At 74.1% G+C, this 19,003-nt stretch carries 18 protein-coding genes; 6 read left to right on the top strand and 12 right to left on the bottom strand.

Annotated elements, in window-relative coordinates; translation table 11 throughout:
- Positions 1 to 8: 8 nt before the first annotated feature.
- Complete coding sequence (locus tag IO39_RS37645; protein ID WP_043634199.1) at positions 9 to 503, top strand: MerR family transcriptional regulator; 495 nt, start codon at positions 9 to 11, stop codon at positions 501 to 503.
- A 109-nt stretch (positions 504 to 612) separates the two neighbouring features.
- Here the strand turns inward: IO39_RS37645 and IO39_RS51360 are convergent, their stop codons facing one another.
- A complete protein-coding gene (locus tag IO39_RS51360; protein ID WP_052423878.1) occupies positions 613 to 1,107 on the bottom strand; it encodes a MarR family winged helix-turn-helix transcriptional regulator in 495 nt (164 codons plus the stop codon).
- A gap of 36 nt (positions 1,108 to 1,143) precedes the next feature.
- Between IO39_RS51360 and IO39_RS37655 the strand changes: the two genes are divergently transcribed.
- Entirely contained in the window at positions 1,144 to 1,548 is a 405-nt protein-coding gene (locus IO39_RS37655) for a hypothetical protein (protein ID WP_211267305.1), read from the top strand.
- 122 nt (positions 1,549 to 1,670) lie between these two features.
- Here IO39_RS37655 and IO39_RS37660 read toward each other — a convergent pair whose 3' ends face one another.
- Positions 1,671 to 2,726 carry a glycosyltransferase family 9 protein gene (locus tag IO39_RS37660; RefSeq protein WP_043634202.1) on the bottom strand — a complete coding sequence of 352 codons (1,056 nt, stop codon included), beginning with the start codon at positions 2,724 to 2,726 and terminating at the stop codon, positions 1,671 to 1,673.
- A gap of 194 nt (positions 2,727 to 2,920) precedes the next feature.
- Between IO39_RS37660 and IO39_RS37665 the strand changes: the two genes are divergently transcribed.
- Entirely contained in the window at positions 2,921 to 4,063 is a 1,143-nt protein-coding gene (locus IO39_RS37665; protein ID WP_043634205.1) for a glycosyltransferase family 9 protein, read from the top strand.
- Between the two features lie 122 nt (positions 4,064 to 4,185).
- Here the strand turns inward: IO39_RS37665 and IO39_RS37670 are convergent, their stop codons facing one another.
- Complete coding sequence (locus tag IO39_RS37670) at positions 4,186 to 4,389, bottom strand: hypothetical protein (RefSeq protein WP_043634208.1); 204 nt, start codon at positions 4,387 to 4,389, stop codon at positions 4,186 to 4,188.
- A 218-nt stretch (positions 4,390 to 4,607) separates the two neighbouring features.
- On the opposite strand from IO39_RS37670, the gene IO39_RS51365 reads away from it, so the two are divergent.
- Positions 4,608 to 6,089, top strand: a complete 1,482-nt coding sequence (locus tag IO39_RS51365; RefSeq protein WP_052423879.1) for an MFS transporter — start codon at positions 4,608 to 4,610, stop codon at positions 6,087 to 6,089.
- A gap of 257 nt (positions 6,090 to 6,346) precedes the next feature.
- Positions 6,347 to 7,666, top strand: a complete 1,320-nt coding sequence (locus tag IO39_RS37680; protein WP_281200356.1) for an MFS transporter — start codon at positions 6,347 to 6,349, stop codon at positions 7,664 to 7,666.
- Here the strand turns inward: IO39_RS37680 and IO39_RS37685 are convergent.
- The 8 genes from IO39_RS37685 to IO39_RS37720 all read right to left on the bottom strand — a co-directional run bounded on the left by IO39_RS37685 (position 7,661) and on the right by IO39_RS37720 (position 15,961).
- Positions 7,661 to 8,125 carry a hypothetical protein gene (locus tag IO39_RS37685; protein ID WP_043634215.1) on the bottom strand — a complete coding sequence of 155 codons (465 nt, stop codon included), beginning with the start codon at positions 8,123 to 8,125 and terminating at the stop codon, positions 7,661 to 7,663. The two genes, IO39_RS37680 and IO39_RS37685, sit on opposite strands and share 6 nt — an antisense overlap.
- Positions 8,086 to 9,564: an ArnT family glycosyltransferase gene (locus IO39_RS37690; RefSeq protein ID WP_043634218.1), complete on the bottom strand. Its 1,479-nt coding sequence runs from the start codon at positions 9,562 to 9,564 to the stop codon at positions 8,086 to 8,088. Before IO39_RS37690 ends, IO39_RS37685 begins: the two co-directional genes overlap by 40 nt.
- A 59-nt stretch (positions 9,565 to 9,623) precedes the next feature.
- Positions 9,624 to 10,301: a response regulator transcription factor gene (locus tag IO39_RS37695; RefSeq protein WP_043634221.1), complete on the bottom strand. Its 678-nt coding sequence runs from the start codon at positions 10,299 to 10,301 to the stop codon at positions 9,624 to 9,626.
- Positions 10,298 to 11,428, bottom strand: coding sequence for a sensor histidine kinase (locus IO39_RS51370; RefSeq protein ID WP_157549503.1), 1,131 nt, complete (start codon positions 11,426 to 11,428; stop codon positions 10,298 to 10,300). The genes IO39_RS37695 and IO39_RS51370 overlap by 4 nt, the downstream gene beginning before the upstream one ends.
- A gap of 113 nt (positions 11,429 to 11,541) precedes the next feature.
- Positions 11,542 to 12,444, bottom strand: a complete 903-nt coding sequence (locus tag IO39_RS37705; protein WP_052423881.1) for a CHRD domain-containing protein — start codon at positions 12,442 to 12,444, stop codon at positions 11,542 to 11,544.
- A 94-nt stretch (positions 12,445 to 12,538) separates the two neighbouring features.
- Positions 12,539 to 13,723: an acyl-CoA dehydrogenase family protein gene (locus IO39_RS37710; protein ID WP_043634317.1), complete on the bottom strand. Its 1,185-nt coding sequence runs from the start codon at positions 13,721 to 13,723 to the stop codon at positions 12,539 to 12,541.
- Positions 13,724 to 13,772: 49 nt separating this feature from the next.
- Positions 13,773 to 14,948, bottom strand: a complete 1,176-nt coding sequence (locus IO39_RS37715; RefSeq protein WP_043634224.1) for a CaiB/BaiF CoA transferase family protein — start codon at positions 14,946 to 14,948, stop codon at positions 13,773 to 13,775.
- A 113-nt stretch (positions 14,949 to 15,061) separates the two neighbouring features.
- Positions 15,062 to 15,961: a LysR family transcriptional regulator gene (locus IO39_RS37720; protein ID WP_043634227.1), complete on the bottom strand. Its 900-nt coding sequence runs from the start codon at positions 15,959 to 15,961 to the stop codon at positions 15,062 to 15,064.
- A 280-nt stretch (positions 15,962 to 16,241) separates the two neighbouring features.
- Between IO39_RS37720 and IO39_RS51375 the strand changes: the two genes are divergently transcribed.
- Entirely contained in the window at positions 16,242 to 18,110 is a 1,869-nt protein-coding gene (locus tag IO39_RS51375; RefSeq protein WP_052423882.1) for a protein kinase domain-containing protein, read from the top strand.
- A gap of 115 nt (positions 18,111 to 18,225) precedes the next feature.
- Here the strand turns inward: IO39_RS51375 and IO39_RS37730 are convergent, their stop codons facing one another.
- On the bottom strand, positions 18,226 to 18,951 hold the full coding sequence (locus IO39_RS37730; protein WP_043634229.1) for a hypothetical protein: 726 nt from the start codon (positions 18,949 to 18,951) through the stop codon (positions 18,226 to 18,228).
- Positions 18,952 to 19,003 lie beyond the last annotated feature (52 nt).

Below are 19,003 nucleotides of genomic sequence, written 5' to 3' on the forward strand. Positions count from 1 at the left end.
TGATTGTCATGACCACCGACGACCTGATGGCCAGGGCGCTCGAATCGCTCGGCGCCGACGGCCCGCTGTCGGTCGAGGCGATCCACCGCCTCGCCGACGTGGCCGACGTGCCCGAGGCGATGACGATCGCCGAGGTCGCCGACCTGCTCGACATCTCGCCCCACACGCTGCGCTACTACGAGCGGGCCGGGCTGATCGAGGTGGCCCGCGACGGCAACGGCCACCGCGTCTATGACACCCACGCGGTGCGGCGCCTGGTGTTCCTCACCCGGATGCGGCTGTCCGGGATGCCGATGCGCGACCTCCAGCACTACGTCTCGCTCGTCGACGACGGTGAGCGGACGGTTCCCGAGCGGCTCGACATCCTGCTCGAACATCGCGACACCGTACGCCGCCAGCTCCGCGAGCTGACCCTCTCCCTGGCGGCGATCGAATACAAGATCGCCACCTACGGTGGCCGGACCGGACCGGACGCCGAGCTGTCCGTGCGCCGCGCCCGCTAGCCGGGGCCGCACCGCAGCCGGGCCTGCTCCTTCATGGGGCCCGCGTAGTACAGAGGGTGGAGGCGGCTGGGCGGCCGATGCGCGGCCGGCGTCGGCGGCGAGCCGTCGGTCACTCCGTGGCCGGGTCGGGCGGGCCGGCGGACAGCCGCCGCGCGTGCGCCCGGTTCACCTCGGCCAATCGACCCAGCAGGCGGACGAAGCCCCGCAGCTCGGCGTCGGGAACGTCGTCCAGCACGGCGATGGCGTCCGCGCGGACCCGCTCCCAGGTGGCGGCCCGCAGCTCCGCGTGACCGTCCGACAGGCCGATCACCTGGGACCGGCGGTCGGTGGCGCTCTGCCGCCTGACCGCGTACCCCGCCGCCACGAGCCGGTCGACGACCTTGGTGATGGCCGCCGGGCTGAGGTTGCTCAGCCCGGCGAGGCGCTGGGCGCGCAGCTCCCCCTCGCGCTGCAGGATCTCCAGGCAGCGCAGGTCGTTGTGGTTGAGACCGTAACGTCCCGCCACCGACTCCAGCAGGGCGCCGTGCGCGGCGTGCAGCTCGCGGACCGCGTCCAACGCCTCGGCCGCGCCATCGTTCTCCTGGGAACCCGCGCTGCTCGCCATGCCCACCTTCAGTTTCCGTCGTGTACCTTTCACGATGTGAAACACTTTATCGCACAGGGAAACTGGTCGGCCGTCGCCGCGGCGCTGTACGGGTTATGGGGATTGCTGCACCTGGGGCTGGGGGCGGCCATGATCGTGGCGGGCGTGTCGGGTGGCCCTCCGGCGGGTGAGGCCGCCGCCGAGAGCCTGATGTTCTTCGTGTGCGCCGCCGTCTTCGGGGTCCAGGCCATCACCGTCGCCCTGACCATGAACCGGCTCAACAGCCGCCGCGGCTACTGGCTCAACCTGGTCACGCTCGGCGTCGTCGACGTCGCGTTCCTGGCGCTGATGGTCCGGCCCGGCCACGTCGATCCGGTGGGCGGGGCGTCCGGGCCGCTGATCTGGCTCCTCGCGGCCGTCGCCTCCACGGTCGCGCTGCGCCGCGAGCCCGTCTCCGCGTAACGCCGTCCGGCGCGGCGACTCGGACCGGCAGGGCGATTCCGGCCGGCAGGGCGATTCCGGCCGGCAGGGCGATTCCGGCCGGCAGGGCGATTCCGGCCGGTGGGGCGATTCCGGCCGCGTGCTCAGCTCGCCGTGCCCATGATGTCCTCGGCTTCGCGCACCACGGCGTCCAGCGGCACGTCGGCCACCCAGGACGGGTCGTGCTCGCACCGCTCGACGTCCAGGTCGAGCCCGCTCGCGCCGCAGACCGGGCAGGCGGCGGTCCAGGAGATCAGGGGCCGGTGCCGGTGGCGGGTGAGCGGGCCGGCGTTGATGAGGTTGCCGCACCAGTAGATGACCACGGTGGCGGTGCCCACGGCCGCGGCGAGGTGACGCGGGCCGGTGTCGTTGGAGATCAGGAGATCGCAGCGGGCGTACAGGGCCGCCAGCCCGCCGATGCTCAGCGCGCCCACCACCGGCAGGGCGGGCGACCGCATCGCGCCCGCCACCCTGGCCACCAGGTCCCGCTCCGCCTCGGAGCCGGTGATCACGACGGGGCGGCCGAGCCGGTCCGCGGCGGCGGCGAAGCTCTCCGGCGGCCACTGCCTGCGCCGGTCGGTGGCGCCCGGATGCAGCGCCACCAGCCCGGCGGGCAGCTCCCCCAGCGCCGCCAGCTCCGCCTCGTCGCGCGCGGTCAGCGCCACGGACGGCTCCACCCGGTCGGTACGCCCGCCGACCAGCGCCGCCGCCTCCAGGTAACGCAGGACCTCGTGCTGGAAGTACGAATACCGCACCCACCGGTCGAGCGGCTCCGCCTCCGGAGTGCGCAGCCCCACGGTCAGCCCCGCGCCGAGCGCGCGCACGAAGGGGTTGGAGTACCGTCCGCCACCGTGGATCTGCACGGCCAGGTCGAACCGGCGCTCCCGCAGCCGCGCCAGCAGCCCGGCGGGGGCCTCGTGCCCGCCCTCCGACGTGGACACGCCGGTGATCGGCGGCAGCACGATCACCTCGTCCACCGGCCCGGGCCGGCCCTCCAGGAAGGCGGCGTGCCACTCCCTGCCGAGCAGCGTGAGCGTGGCGTCGGGGTACGCGTTCTTGATCGCCTCCAGGGCGGGCAGTGCCAGCACGAAGTCGCCGAGCGCGTTGGCACGCAGCGCCGCGATCCGCCGCACGCCGCCGACGATCCCGCTCACCCCCATGACCGCTCCACGACACCCCGCCGGGACCGGCGACGCGCGCTCCGCCCCCAGAGGACGAACCCGTGAAGGGCAAGCAGGTGGCGCGTCTCGGGAGCGTATGGGTCGAGCACGGTCGAGGGGTACCCCGCCACCGGGCGCCAAAACCGTGGCCGACCTCCCGGCGATCGTCCTGACCTGCGGATACGCTCGGTCCTGTGCCCGCTCACCCGGACCCGCCCACCCTGCTCGTGCTGCGCGCCCTCAACTTCGGGGACCTGCTGGTCGCCGTCCCCGCGCTGCGGGCGCTCCGCCGTCACCACGCCGGGCACCGGCTGCTCCTGGCCACCAACCCCGCGCTGGGCCCCATCGCCGCGCTCACCGGCGCCGTCGACGCGATCGTGCCGCACCGTGACCTCAGCCCGCCGCCGGTCCACGCCCCGGAGATCGCCGTCGACCTGCACGGGGTGCTGCCCCACAGCGTACGGGCGCTCCTCGCCACCCGCCCCGGCCGCCTGACCGCGTTCGCCTGCCCCGAGGCCGGCCACACCCACGGCCCCGCCCCGCACGTCACCACCCCCCGCAAGCCCGCCTGGGACCTCACGACCTCCCGCGAGCCTGCCCCGGACATCACCACGCCCCACGAGCCTGCCCCGGACATCACCACGCCCCGCGAGCCAGACCCGTCATCCCGATCGGCCGCCTTCCCGGCTCCCGGGCCTGTCGGCTCCGACGGCCTCCAGGAGCCGGAGCACGAGGTGGCCCGGTGGTGTCGCCTGGTCCGGTGGGCCGGGGCGGAACCGGACGAAGCCGACCTGCTGCTCGCCCCGCCGCCGCTCTCCAGCCCGAGGCCGGGAGCCACGATCGTGCATCCCGGCGCCGCGCACGGCAGCAAGCGCTGGCCGGCGGCCCGGTTCGCCGCCGTCGCCCGGACACTCGCCGCGGGCGGGCACGACGTGGTGGTCACGGGGTCACCGGCCGAACGCGACCTGGCCGCCCGGGTGACCGCGGCCGCCGGCCTGCCGGGCGGCGCGTGCCTGGCCGGCCGGACCACGCTCGACGAGCTGATCGCGCTCGTGCACGGGGCCGCGCTCGTGGTCAGCGGCGACACCGGCGTCGCCCACCTGGCCAGCGCCTACGAACGGCCTTCCGTGGTGCTGTTCGGCCCCGCGTCGCCCCGGATCTGGGGCCCTCCGCGCAAGCCCGTGCACGCCGCTCTCTGGCACGGCACGGGTGAACGCGAGGTGCTGACGCACGTCCCCGACCCGGCGCTGCTCGCGATCACGCCCGAGGAGGTGCTGGCGGCGGTCGCCACCGTCCTGGCCGCCCACGACGGCGGGCCGGACCGCCCCCGAACCTGACTCCGCCGTCCCGCGCAAATGTGACGACGGGTCAGCCCGTCCGGGAATCCGGCTCGCCCGTCCCTTGTCACGCGACGGCTGGGCCGGGGGCCGTCAGCGAGCCTGGCCCGGCCGGCGGAAGGTCACTTCGGACGGTCGTCGTCGCCCTGGTCCGGGGCGGTGAGATCCTCGGCGGTCCGGCCGGAGCGCCGCAGCGCTTCTTCCATGGCCGCCTGGCCGGCATGCCGCGGCTCGTTCCCGGCCCGCTCGCCCCTTTCGCCGGCTCGGGCCGCGTCGAGCAGCGGCTTGGTGTCGGTCTTGGCCTCGTTCTCATCAGGACTGCTCATGGGCCTCCGGCTACCCCCGGCATCGCCCTCCGAACACACCTCCCACCAGCCGGGCCCGGACGCTCCCGCCGGCAGCGGTCACACAAGGCGTGACTTCCCCCTGGCGCAACGCAGTGTGATGTACGACACTCTCTCTAGAACGCTGTTCCAGAACCGTGTTCTGGGGGCTTCCACACCCGAGGCACCATCCGGGGGCACCTACCGCGGAGGAGAAAGTCATGGTGAAAGCCGTCACCCGCGAACGCCGCCGGCTCGGGTCCCCGCCGCCCGGCGGAATCAGCCCGACCGATCCCAACCCCTTCGGCTGGGGGCCGTTCGTCGTCCTGTTCGTCGTCGGCATGGTCGATCGCATCGAAGCCAACCTGATGGCCGGCGTGCTGCCGCTGATCCAGGCCGAATGGGGCTTCAGCGACACCGCGGCCGGCTCCATCCCCACCGCCGCCGCGCTGGCCGCCGCCCTCGTCGCGCTGCCCGCCGGCTACCTCGCCGACCGGTACAGCCGTACCAGAATCATCGCCGTCGTGGTGCTCTGCTGGGCCCTGGCCACCCTCGGCTCGGGCCTGGCCGCCGGGTTCGCCGTCTTCTACCTCATGCGGGTCCTGCTCGCCGCCGCCGAGAACATCGACAACCCCGCCGTCGGCAGCCTGCTCGCCGACTTCTACCCCGCCGCGACCCGCATGCAGGTGTACGGCTGGACGCGCATGACCACCTACCTCGGCGGCGTCGGCACCCTGCTGGGCGGCGTCATCGGGCAGGCGTTCGGCTGGCGGGCGGCGTTCCTGCTGATGACGATCCCGGGAGCGCTGACCGCCATCCTCGTCTGGCGGCTGCGCGAGCCGCAGCGCGGCCAGATCGACAAGATCATGGCCACCACCACCGACACCACCACCGACACCACCGCCGCCGCCGACGCGTCCGCCAACGCCTCCCCCACCGCCGCCACCGTGCCACGGCAGGCTCCGCCCCCGGACGCCACGGAAGCGCCGCAGGCCGGCCCGCCCGCGCCCACGCCCACGGCCACGCCCATGCCCATCCCGGGGGACAGCGGGAAGCCGCCCTTCTGGCCGCAGGTGCGGCAGGTGCTGGCCATCCGCACCCTCGTCCTCGTCTCCCTCGGCGTGATGATCCTCACCCTTGGCCTCGGCGGCGTCTACTTCTGGCTGCCGTCCCTCATGGTGCGCGTCTTCGGCATGGAGACCGGCGTGGCCAGCAGCATCAGCGGCGGCGTCACCATCGTCGGCGTGCTGGCCGGCACCACGATCGGCTCCTACCTCGGCAAGCACCTGCACGGCCGGGTTCAGGGCGGCCGGCTGCTCGTCGGCGGCTCCGGCATCGCCATCGGCTCGACGCTGCTCGGCGTCGCTCTGCTGATGAGCTCTCCGGTGGCGCTGGTGATCCTCGTGCTGTCGGCCGTCACGATCTCCGCCACCGCGATCCCCACGTGCACGGCCTGCATCGCCGACGTGGTCGCGGCCAGGTCACGCGGCGTCGGCTTCGCCGTCCTGCAGTTCCTGCTGACGGTCGGCGTCGCCTTCGGCCCCCTCATCGTCGGCATGACCTCCGACGCCACCGGCTCCCTCCTCGTGGCCATGTACGCGCTGATCGTGCCCATGGTCCTCGGCGGCCTGGTGGTGCTGGCCTCCCGCGGCTCGTACGAGCGGGAGGCGGCCCGCGTCCTCCACGACGCCCGCGCCTCCTGACCCCCCGCGGCTCCTGACCCCCGCTCCGCCGGCCCGCCACCGCCGCCCGCTGCCGCCCCGGCTGACAGCGAAAGCCGATCACCGCAGGATGCCGATGCAATGCTTTTTTGGGGAAACTCCGATGTCCCGCCTCACGTCCTCCGGCATGGGCGGGACTGGTGGTGCTCTATTCTCTGAGCGTGCCTCGGCTCCCGTCCGTGCGCCGATCCGCCGCGAACACCGCCCACGTCCGAACCTCGCGAGCCGTGGCGGCGGGCGTGCAGCAGATCAGGCGTTTCGCAGAGCTTCTGCGCGATCATCCGCCTTTTCGGTGGTCGTGGATGGGCTCGACCGTCTCGATGCTCGGCAGCCGGATGGTCGGCGTCACCTATCCCCTCCTGGCCTTCACCCTGACCGAGTCACCCGCCTGGATCGGCGGGGTGATGTTCGCCTCGACGGTGCCCGGCCTGCTCTGGTACATCCCGGCCGGGGCGATCACCGACCGGCTCGGCCCGCGCCGGGTGATGGTGTGCAGCGAGTCCGCCCGCGTGCTGCTGATGACGGTGCTCTGCGCCGAGATCGCGCTGGGCACGCTGGAGATCTCCCATCTGGTCGTCATCGCCCTGCTGGAGGGCGCCCTGTCGGTCAGCTCCTCGGTCGCCGAGACCGCGCTGATCCCGACCACCGTCGAGCCCGGCACGGTCGAGACCGCCCTGGCCATGCACGAGACCTCCGTGCACGGCATGGTGCTGGCCGGCCGGCCGCTGGGCGGGCTGCTGTTCGGGCTCAAGCCGATCGTCCCCTTCGTGGCCAACGCGCTCATGTTCTTCTCGGCCGCCGCCCTGCTCGCCCGGCTGCGGCCGGACGACGGCGGCAGGGGCCGGCGGCGGGTGCCGCTGCTGCGTGACATGCGGGCGGGCCTGGGCGAGCTGTGGCACCACCGTTTCCTCAGGTCGGCCACGCTCATCACCGCCTTCACCAACCTCATGGTCCAGGGCCTGATCGTGGTGTTCCTGTCGGAGGCGGCCGAGCAGGGGCTGCCCTCGGCCCTGGCCGGCGTGATCCTGGCCTTCTCCGGCGTGGGCGGGATCATCGGGGCGTTCATCTCGCCCCAGCGCCAGCGCATCTCCCGGCGCATCGAGGAGAAGGCGTCCCGGCGCGAGTGGGCGGCCTCGCTGGTGGGCTGGCTGGGGCTGGCCCACCGCCAGCGCTCCATGATGCTGGTGCACCTGTGGGCGTGCGCGGCCGCGCTCGCCCTGCCGCTGGCGCTGGCCCAGGTGTCCTTCTCCTTCGCGCTGGCGCTGCTGGTCGTCGGGCTCGCCGGCGGCCTGAGCAACGTCACCCTGCGCACGGTGCTGAGCCGGGTGCCCGCCGACCGGGTCGCCCGGGTGGTCGGGGTGTCCCGCCTGGGCAGCTACAGCGCGGTGGCGATCGGGCCGCTGCTGGCCACCCTGCTGGTCGGCCGGGTGGAGTCGTACGTGGCGCTGCTCGTCCTGGGCACGCCCATGTTCCTGCTGGCCCTGGCGATGACCATGGTGGGCAGGTTCAGGAGCAGCCTGACCTCGGCGCCCGACCCGCAACGGGAGCCCGTCTCATAGCCGATCGATCAGGGCCGCGATGCGGCGCGCCGGCGTGCCGTACGCGCAGGCGCCCCGCCCGCTCGACGCCGCGGTGCGGGCGGGGCTGCTGCGACAGTGCGACGCGCGGTCGATCCCGTTGTCGGCCAGGGGGATCCTGATGTCCCGGTAGGCGGTGGTGAGGGCCGGACGGCCGCCGCCGTCGAGGGTGAAGTCGCCGAAGACCTTGGTCACCCCGCCGAGGGCGAGGTGGAAGTGGCTCTGCTCGCCTCCGGCCGCGCCCTTGATGCGGATGAGGAGATGGGTGTACGCGGACAGGTTCGTGTGGACGTCGCTGCCGAACCAGCCGCAGTCGGCGTACCGCAGGCTGAGCGCCCCGCCGGAGACGGCGCCCGAGCGTAGGTGGGCGTGATGACCAGGACGGTGCTCATGATCGCTCCTCAGCTCGCGTGCCGATAGTCCGGCCAGGTGGTCGTCCACGGGGCCAGCGGCCCCGAGCAGACCGTCAGGGGCAGGCCCTGCTCCTCGTTCACGACGCCGGTGCCGTGGTCGATGGTCCCGGCGGGCTCACAGTGCGCGAAGCGTTCCCGCAGGCGGTGCGGCGGCAGCCCCACGGCGACCACGGCCCGCGCCGTCTCCGGCGGCGGTCCCTGGTACCACAGCTCGTTGTGCCCGCTGTGGACGGGGATGTGCGGCGCGAACCGGTCCAGCGCGCCGGCCTCGCCGTAGTTCGAGGTGAGCACGACCGCGCCCGGCGGCAGCGTCCGGTGCACCGCTGCCACCTGGGAGACGAAGCGCGGCCAGCCCACCGACTCCCTGGACACCTCGTTGGGCGAGTACGTGAGCGCCGGCAGCGGCAGCAGGGGCAGCGCCACGGCGATCCCGACGGTCGAGGCGCCGAGCAGCCCGCCCCACACCGCCCGCCGCCGGGCGGCGCGGCGCTCCATCCAGGCGGTGACGGGCACGCAGCCGGCCACGAAGGCGAAGACCAGGCTGCCCGCCACGTAGTCGGCCCGCCCGCCCGACACCCAGCCGAGCAGGATCGTCACCAGGGCCGCGATCGCCAGCGACCGGGTCTCCCGCCGCCGGTACAACCAGCGCCACCCGGCCACGGCGATGGCGAACGCCCCCATGCTGAGCAGCGCCACCAGCATCGGCAGGAACATGACGCGGTTCAGCGGCTCGCTGAGCACGGAGGCCATGGTGAGCTGCGGCCAGCCGTTGACGGCCTGGTAGAGCACGTTCGGCGCGGCGATCACGGCGGCCAGGAGCGCGCCGGACCAGAACCACCGGTCGGCGAAGACGGCGCGCGGCCCCTTCACCGCCAGGCCGGCGGTGATGAGCAGGCCGGTGGCCAGCCCGGTGACCAGCAGCACGATGAGGTGCTTGTTGAACGTGGCGGCCCCGGCGACCGCGCCGGCCGCCACCCACCACCGCCCGTCGCCGCGCAGCAGCGCCCGCACCGCGCACAGCAGGCAGGCCGTCCAGAACACGAAGTCGGCCGACTGGGTCAGCAGGGTGTGCCCGGCGAGCAGGGGGAACATCCCGGTGCCGAGGCCGGCGGCGGCGAGCGTCTGCGCGCCCGCCCGGCCGCCCAGCTCCCGCGTGATCGCGGCGCCGAGCAGGATCAGCGCCGCCGTGCACAGCGCGGGGACGACCCGCAGGCCGACGATGGTGTCCCCGAACAGCTCCGTGGACAGCCGGGCCAGGAGCGGGGTGAGCGGGGGCTGGTCGAAGTACCCCCAGGCGGGGGTCTGGCCGAGCAGGCGGAAGTAGAGCTCGTCGCGGTGGTAGCCGTACCACGGGCTCATCGTCATCAGGGTGACCACGACGGCGCCCGCGATGGGGGCGACCGTGCGCCAGGCGAACGCCGGCGGCGCGGGGGCGGTGGCCGGAGCGTGGGGGGTCTGGAGAAGCATGCCTCCACGGTTTCCGACGGCCCCCCGGCCTGTCGTCTGGCCGGGAGCAGAACGTGGGGTCAGCCCCCGGGCATAGCCGGCGGCTCCCCCGGGCGGACCACGCCGTGGTCGAAGGCGAAGACGACCGCCGCCGCGCGGTCGCGCACCGCCAGTTTCGTGAAGATCCGGCCGACGTGGGTCTTGATCGTGCCCTCGCCGACCACGAGCCGCCGGGCGATCTCGGCGTTGGTGAGCCCGCGTCCGACGAGCCGGAGCACGTCGAGCTCGCGGGAGGTGAGGTCGCCGAGCCTGCGGACGGCGTCGGGGTCGGTCACCGGGTCGTTGCGGTAACGCCGCAGGACCCGCCCGCAGACGCCGGGGTCGAGCCAGCCGTCGCCCGCCGCGACCGCGCGCACGGCCCGCTGGATGTCCTCGGCCGGGGCGTCCTTGAGGCAGAACCCCGACGCGCCGGCCCGCAGCGCCGCGGCGAGCACGGCGTCCTCCCCGAACGTGGTCAGCACCAGGACGCGGGTCGCCGGATCAGCGGCCAGCAGGGCGCGGGTGGCCTCGACGCCGTCCATGTGCGGCATGCGGATGTCCATGACCACCGCGTCGGGCCGCACGCGCGCCACCTCCGCCAGCGCGGCCCGGCCGTCGGCCGCCTCACCGGCCACGTCGAACCCGTACGGCTCGCGCAGGATCGTGCGCAGTCCCGCCCTGGCCAGCTCCTGGTCGTCGACCAGCACCACCGAGATCATGCGGGCAGCTCCGCCCGGACGACCCAGTCGTCGCCCTCGGGGCCGGCGGTGACGTGGCCGCCGACCATGCGCACCCGGTCGGCCATCGCGCGAAGTCCCATGCCGCCATTGTGGCGCGGCGGGCGGCCGGGCAGGGGGTTGGTGACGGTGGCGTGCACGGCGCCCTCCTCGGAGACGCGCAGCCGCACCGCGACGGGGCAGCGGGGGGCGTGGCGGCTGGCGTTGGCCAGCGCCTCCTGGACCAGCCGGTAGAGCACCATGCCGGTCGTCGGGCCGACCACCGGCAGCTCGCCCTCGACGCTCGACTCCAGCTCCAGGCCCGCCGTGCGGTATTCGTCGAACAGCTCGCGCAGCCGGGGCGCGGTGGGCTGCGGGGCGACCACGGCGGAGCCCGCGCCCTCCTCCTCGGCCAGCACCCGCACCACCTTGCGCAGCTCGGCCATGCTCTGCCTGGCCAGGCGCTCGGCCTCGGCGATCCCCGCCGCCGCCTCCTTCGGGTCGTGTTCGAGCGCCAGGCGCACGCCGCCCAGGTGCAGCACGGTCACGGCGAGCGTGTGGGCGACGATGTCGTGCAGGTCGGCGGCCAGGCGCTGCCGCTCGGCCAGGGCCGCCGCGGCGGTGGCGGCGCTCTCCGCCCGGTGCAGCCGCTCGCTCACCTCGGTGCGGTAGCGGGCGGCCCAGGTGCCCCAGAAGACGAGCGTGACGGCGGCCATCCAGTTGGGCCAGCCGGGGTCGGGCGAGGTGAACGCGGCCGCGACCACCACGGCGAGCGAGGCGAGCCACATGGCGATGCCCGGCCACAGCCGCAGGGTCAGCGCGGCGAACGCGATGGAGAGCACCAGCACGAACCAGCCGACGCTGTTGACGGCGAGCCCGGTCAGCGCCGCTATGGCCGCGGGCGCCAGCAGCCCGGCCACCTCGGCGGCCCGGCCCGGCGTGGTGCGCACGATGACGAGACCGAGCACGAACAAGGCGCCCCCACCGGCGAACGGCCAGGCGCAGCCACAGCCACGCATGATCGCCTGCGCCCACGACAGCCCCACGAGCAGCGCCAGCAGGCCGAGGTCAACCGGCGGGAGGTCAGCACCCGCCCATCGTAGGAACAGGGGCGTTGCGTCCGCATCCACCCGTGGTGATACCCGAGGTCCCCCTACGGTCGGACGCCGCGAAGGCTCGGCGATCACCAGCCGCCGCCGCGAAGGCTCGGCGATCACCAGCCGCCGCCGCGAAGGCTCGGCGATCACCAGTCGCCGCTGTGGAGCTGGCCGCGTACCGCGCCGCCGGGGAACTGGGCGTTGTGCAGGTTGGCGTACCAGTTGCGGGGGTTGTTCCAGATGCGGCGGGCCACGGCGGCCGACGTCGTGGTGCTGCCCGCCAGGCCGGTGACGCCGGCCGGCAGGCCGCCCTTGGCCTCGAAGAAGGGCACGACGACGGGCCCGTTCTTGCCCTTCGGGGCGCGGTGGATGTGCGCGGCGGTCGGCGCGGCGATCCGCTTCCAGGCGGCGGCGAACCAGACCCGCCGGCCCTCCGGCTGCACCAGCCAGGCGGCGCGGCCGTCGGCGTCGCCGACCTTCGTGCCGGGCGCGCGGACCTCCTGCCGCCCGTCGGCCTGCGTGGTCAGGGTGCGGCCGAACCCGTGCGCGAGCACCGACTCCATGGACACCGGCCGGACCCGGTGCAGCTGCGCCCGCACGGCGCCGCCGCCGAACTCGGCGTTGTGCAGATTGGCGTACCAGTTCTGCGGGTTGCCGAGGATGCGGCCGAGCAGGCCGCGGTCCTTGACGATGACCGTGCCCTTGACGGCGTGGAGCTGGGCGGGCAGCGCCTTGGCGAAGAACGGGATCTTCACCTCGCCGTTCCGGCCCGCCGCGCCCCGGTGGATGTGGAACCCGCTGGGCGCCTTCACCCCGTGCCACCGCACCGCGTAGTCCACCCGCTGCCCGTGGACGCGGAAGACGGCCAGCGCGCCGCCGTCCTTGTCGCCGACCTTCGCACCGGGGACGGGGACCTCGTTCGCGCCCGTCAGAGAGGCGGCCAGATAGACGGGGGTGGCGCCCGACCGCGCGGCGGCCGGGGTGACGGAGGTGGCGATCAGAGCCGTGGCGACGGCCAGGCCGGGAAGAGCGAGGGTGCGCTTGTTCATGGTCGGCCCTTTCGGTGCCTCTTCGGTGAGGCCGGATTGGTTGCTCCTGAGAGGTACGGGCCGCGTCATGAGCCGGGTTCAATCGGCCGGGCCGTCAGGCGAACGCGCTGATCCCGGTGATCGACTTGCCGACGATCAGGGTGTTCATCTCCCGGGAGCCCTCGAACGAGTAGACGCCCTCCGCGTCGGCGAAGAGCTTGGCGATCTCGTGCTCCAGCACGATGCCGTTGCCCCCGAACAGCTCCCTGGCCCAGGCCACCACCTCGCGCATGCGGGTGGTGGTGACGGCCTTGGCCAGCGCCGCCTGCTGCGCGGTGGCGCGGCCCGCGGCGACGAGCTGGTTGAGCCGGACGGCCATGCCGAACATCGCGGTGACGTTGCCGACCATCTTGACCAGCAGGTCCTGGACCATCTGGTAGGAGGCGATGGGCTTGCCGAACTGGCGGCGGGTGACGGCGTACTCGCGGGCCAGCTCGTAGGCGCGCATCGCGATGCCGAGCGCCTGCCAGGCCACGCCGCCACGGGTCTTGGCCAGGACCTTGGCGACGTCGCGGAAGCCGTTGACGCGCTGCAGCCGGTCGGACTCGGGCACGCGCACGCCGTCCAGCACGATGTCGGCGTTCTGCACCGTGCGCAGCGCGATCTTGCCCTCGATCTTGGCGGTGCTCAGGCCGGGCGTGCCGCGCTCGACCACGAAGCCCTTGACCTGGCCGTCGGCCACGTCGCGGGCCCACACGACGATGAGGTCGGCGAACGTGCCGTTGCCGATCCAGCGCTTGGCGCCGTCCAGCACCCAGGCGCCGCCCTCGCGGCGGGCGGTGGTGCGCATGCCGCCGGAGACGTCGGAGCCGCCCTCCGGCTCGGTGAGCGCGAACGCCCCGATCCTGCGCATCGCGGCCATGTCGGGGAGCCAGCGGCGGCGCTGCTCCTCGTCGCCGCCGCCGTGAATGCTGCCCATGGCCAGGCCGGTGTGCACGCCGGAGAACACGGTGAACGACGGGTCGACGCGGGTGAGCTCCAGCGTGAGGAAGCCGGAGAACAGCGGGCCGCGCTCCCGGCCGTCGCCGAACTCCGGGAAGGCGTATCCGGCCAGGCGCAGCTCGGCGAACTTCCCGATCGCCTCCATGGGGAAGCGCGAGCTCTCCCAGGCCGGGTTCACCAGCGGCTTGACCTCGCGTTCGAGGTAGTCGCGGACGGCCGCCAGCTCGGCGCGCTCGGCGGGGGCGAGCAGCTCCTGGAAGCCGAAGAAGTCGGGGTCGGTGTCAATGTGCCGGGGCATCGGCGTCTCCATCTGCTTGATCTGATCTCGGGGCGGGCGGGTGGCGTGCTCAGCTCGCGTCGCGGGCCCGGGCGAGCTCGGCGAGCACCTCGGCGGTGTGCTGGCCGGGGCGCGGGGCGTGGCGCCGCACGGAGGCCGGGGTGGCGGAGAAGCCCACCGGGACGCCGATCTGCCGGTACGCGCCCTCGGTCGGGTGCTCGGCCAGGTCGAGCAGGTGGCCGCCGCGTACGTAGTCGTCGTCCGCCGCCTCCTCCAGCCGCAGCACCGGCGCGACCGGGATGTTGTGCTTGGCGCAGACCTCCATCCACTCGGCGGTGGTCAGCGCCGGGGTGGCCGCCTCGATCATCCGGCTGATCTCCTCGCCGTGCCGGCGCATGTCCAGCGTGTCCCCGCTGACCAGCGGGTGCCCGGCGAGGTCGGGCCGCCCGGCGGCGGCGAACAGGTCGCGGCAGTTGCCCGGCGTGTACGGCACGATCATCGCCAGCCCGTCCCTGGTCGGCCGCGCCCGGTGCCCCTTGACCATGGACAGCGTGAACCCGGTGGGCCCCAGCGGCGGCTCGAACGTCCGCCCCTGCAGATGCTCGACCAGGTTGAAGGCGAGCAGCGTGTCGGCCATCGGCACCTCGACGAGCTGCCCCTGCCCGGTCGCGCGCTGGTGCACGAGCGCGGCCAGCACGGAGTAGGCGATGGTGAGCGCGGCGACCTTGTCGGCGAAGATGCTCGGCAGCACCACGGGCGCGCCGATGTCGCCGCTGCGCTCGGCCACGTCCACCAGGCCCGAGGCGGCCTGCACGGTCTCGTCGTAGGCCGCCAGCCCGGCCCGGTCGGAGTCCGGCCGGAACCCCTGGGCGTGCGCGTAGATCAGCGCCGGATGCGCCTCGGCCAGGCTCTCGTAGTCGAGCCCCAGCCGGCGCAGCGCGCCGATGCGCATGTTGGTGACGAGGATGTCGGCCCGGCCGATCAGGTCGAGCGCCCGCGCGCGGCCCTCGTCGTCCTTGAGGTCGAGGGCGACGCTGCGCTTGTTGCGGTTGACGTTGAGGTGCAGCGGGGTCATCCCCGGGGTGCGGCACACGGTGCCGGCGCGTACGGTGTCGCGCGGCGACTCGATCTTGACGACGTCCGCGCCCAGGTCGCCGAGGATCTGGGCGGCGTACGGGCCCATGACCACGGTCGCCAGATCCACCACCCGGACGCCGGCCAGCGGCCCTTTTCCGGTCTGTGCCATCACGACCTCCCATAGGCAGATAATTAGTCCCGCTAACTATGGTAGGCGCGGGCGCCCCCGAACCCCAAAGCGGTAATGACACCAACTGGCGAACAATGGCGTGACCGCGCCGGTCACGCCGCCGGGTCGGGCAGCACCTCCTGCGCCAGGCGCAGCAACTCGGCGAGTTCCGGCCGGTCGACGCGGTCGGCCCGCCAGATCAGGCCGGTGGTCAGCTCGGGCCGGAAATCCTCGAACGGCACCGTCACGACGTTCTCCGGGCGCAGCCTGCCGAGCGGGCTCGCGGCGTCGAGAAAGGAAATGGAAAACGCCGCGCCGTTGGCCACCATTTCGCTGGTGCTGGCATAGTCGGCGGTCTCCAGAATGATCCGCCGCCGGATTCCGGCCGATTTCAGCCGGACCGCGAGCTGCTCGAAGTAGGGCGGCAGGCCACGTGGCGTGACGTAGGCGTACCCGGTCAGCTCGCGCAGCGAGACCGACGCGCGCCCGGCGAACGCGGCGGCCGGGAGCACGGCGCCCAGCGGCTCGCGCAGCACCTCGCGCACCTCGATCCCCTCGGCGCCCACCGGCAGGTGCACCAGCGCCGCGACCTGCTCGCCCCGCTGCACCCCCGCCAGCAGGTCGGCGCTGCCGCCCGGCCAGCGCTTCAGCTCGCACAGGTGGGCGGCCCGCCGCTCCAGCACGGCCAGCCGCTCGCGCAGCCGGGGGTGCAGGACCGGCGGGACGCCGACGTACACGGTGGGCCGGCCCTCCTGGACCGCCTGGCGCAGCCGCCACGGCAGGTCGTCGAAGCGGGCCAGCACGTCCTTGGCGATGGGCAGCAGCGCCGCGCCGGCCTCGGTCAGCTCGACGTGGTGCGGGTCGCGGTCGAACAGCCGCACGCCGAGCTCGCCCTCCAGGTCGCGCACGCGCCGGCTGAGCGGCGAGGTGGCCATGTGCAGGCCGCGCGCGGCGGCGGAGAAGCTCAGGTGCTCGGCGACCGCGACGAAGTACCGCAGGTGGAAGATCTCCATCGCCGCCCAGCGTACGCGAATCCGCAGGTCAGACCCTTGAGGAGGCTCCGGGCGCGGGTGGCGGCGGCCGTCCCGCCGGGGCGCGCGAGCTGTCGGGGGATGTGAAGATTATGAGCTTTCCGCGCGCGGACCGATGATCTTCTGTAGGCAGGAACAGATCCTTTGACCGCATGACCCGCAGACGACCAGGAGGCTGCCCCCGTGCCCGACGACCAGGAGGCTGCCCCCGTGCCCGACGACGAGGAGGCTGCCTCCGTGCCAGACGACCAGGAGGCCCCGCGTGCTCTCTGACCGGTACGTGCTGCAGGACCGCCTCGGCAGCGGGGGCATGGGCACCGTGTGGCGCGCGCACGACCGGCTCCTCGGCCGCACCGTCGCGGTGAAGGAGATGCACCTCCGGAGCGGCGGCGCGGCCCGCGCCGACCAGGCCGCCCGGGCGCACCGGGAGTCGCACGCCATCGCCCGGATCTCCCACCCGAACGTCGTCAACGTCTACGACCTCGTGACCCACGACGAGCGGTTGTGGCTGGTGATGGAGTTCGTGGACGGGCCCTCCCTGGCCGAGCGCGTCGCCGCCGCCGGGCCGATGAGCCCCGCCGAGGTCGCCGGGATCGGCTTGCAGCTCCTGTCCGCCCTGGAGGCCGTGCACGCCGCCGGGGCGCTGCACCGGGACGTCAAACCGGCCAACGTGCTGCTGCGCCGCGACGGCAGGGTGGTGCTGTGCGACTTCGGCATCGCGGCCCTGACCGGCGCCGACGCGCTCACCGAGAGCGGCGCGGTGGTGGGCTCCTACGACTACATCGCCCCCGAACGGCTCGGCCACCGGCCCGTGGGTCCGCCCAGCGACCTGTTCTCGCTCGGGGTCACCCTGTGCTGGCTGCTGTCCGGCCGCACCCCGTTCGCCCGTCCCGAGCCCGCCGGCGTGCTCCACGCCATCGCCACGGAACCGCCCGAGCTCCCGGCCGCCGCCGGGCCGCTGCGTCCCGCGCTCGAAGCGCTGCTGCGCAAGGACCCGGCCGACCGCCCGCCGGCGGCGGAGGCGAGCCGCCTGCTGCGGCCCCTCAGCACGACGGCGCCCACCGCACCCGACCGGCCGGCGACGGCACCGGGACCCGCCCCCGCGTCCGACCCGCCGGTGGCGGCACCGCGGTCCGGCCCCGCGTCCCACCCGTCGGTGGCGGCGCCGCGGGCCGGCTCTCCGTTCGACGTGCCGGTGGCGGCACCGAGGGCCGGCTCCGCGCGGCGCCGGCGGCGGCTCGCCCTGGCGGCGGCCTCCGCCGCCGTCCTGCTCGCCGCCGTCGTCACCGGCGGCGTGCTGATGACCCGCGCGGGAGGCGGCGTCGCCGGCGGCACGAGCGACGGCGCGGGCGCGACGGCGAGCAGGTCGGGCGACGCCGGGGCCGGGACGGCGAGTCCCTCCGTGCCGGTCACCGGCGGGCCGGTCCGCGTCGAGGCCGTGCTGCCGGTGCCCGGCGACCCGGATCTCGACGCCCCCGGCCACTACTGGATGTTCTCCGGCGACCGCTACGTCCGGGTCAGCCTCGCGGCCTCGGGCTACCCGGTGCGGCAGCTCCTGCTGCCCTCCTCGCCGCTGCTGGCGTGGCAGGACACGTTCGGGGAGCTGCCGGGGTTCCGGGACGGGATCGACGCGACGCTGCGCGTCCCCGGCTCTCGGGACGAGTACTGGGTGTTCTCCGGAAGCGAGTACATCCGCATCCGGATCGCCGGCGCCGACCAGGGGTACGACGACACGCTGGTGGCCGGCCCGCGGCCGCTCAGCGACTGGCGGGACGCCTTCGGCGACCTCGCCGACGAGGGCATCGACGCGGTGATGCGCACGCCGGACGACCCGGACCAGTACTGGGTGTTCGCGGGCGACCGGTACGTGCGGACCACACTGGACGGCGAAGGCCCCGCCGGCAGCGTCACCATCGGCCCGTCGGGGCTCGACGGCTGGCCCGGCACCTTCGGCAAGGTCCCCGCGTTCCGCCAGGGGATCGACGCGGCGATGCCCGTGCCGGGCGAGCGGAACGACTACTGGGTGTTCTCCGGCGCCCGGTACATGAAGATCCGCGTCACCGACCGCGCCTACGAGGACACCGTGCTCGAAGGCCCCCGGCCCCTTCGCGACTGGGCCGCCCTCGACTGACCCGCCCCGCCCCCTCCGCGACTCGGCCACCCTCGGCTGGGCCGCGCTCGGCTGACCGCCCCCGGCCGACCCGCCCCCTCGCTTGAGCCACCCTCGGAGGTGGCCCGCGCGCCGGTCAGCTCGTGACGGGGCGCTCGTCCCGGCGGCCCAGGAAGAAGTAGACGCCGCGGTCGGCCTGCATCGCGGTGTGGAACTTCCTGGCCTTGGACCTGCCCGACTCGTTGGCGGTGACGACCGTGACCACCACGTAGTTCAGGTACGAGCCCGAGTAGACCGCGCCGTAGGCGTACCTGCTGTGGGCGCTGCTCCTGCGCCAGCCCACCTTCCTGTCGGCGGAGTTCCGCAGCCGGTCGGCGGTCTTCTTGGCATCGGAGCTGTTCGGGAAGGACAGGATGACCTGCACCGCCCTGACGTTCCCGCCGTAGGCGGTGTAGGCGAGCTGGATGGCGCTCCGGCAGTCGTTGTCGGCCATGACGCCCTCGGGGTCCACCGGGTCGCACGAGTCGTACGTCCAGCCGCCGACCTTGCGGGCCGCGTACTTCTCGCCCTTCAGCGAGTAGTTCCAGTTGCCGAACTCGGTGTGCCGTAGGGGGCCTGCCGAGGTGTCACTGGAAGTGGCGGACGGCTCGGCGGGCTCGGGCTCCGGGGAGCCGGTCGGGCCGGCCGACGGGGACGGGTCCGACGAGGGCGGGTCCGACGGCGGGGCGGACGTGGGCGAGGTGCTGGGCTGGGCGATCGTGGTGGGCGCGGGGCCGGGGTCGCCGAGAAAGGCGTACGCGCCGAACGCGCCGCCGCCGATCAGGAGGAGCGCCGACAGCGCGACGATCACGCCGATGAGCACGGGGTTGTTGCGGTTGCCCGGCGAAGGACCCGGGGGAGGACCCGGGGGCGGC

The organism is Nonomuraea candida (assembly GCF_000725485.1).
Taxonomy (GTDB): domain Bacteria; phylum Actinomycetota; class Actinomycetes; order Streptosporangiales; family Streptosporangiaceae; genus Nonomuraea; species Nonomuraea candida.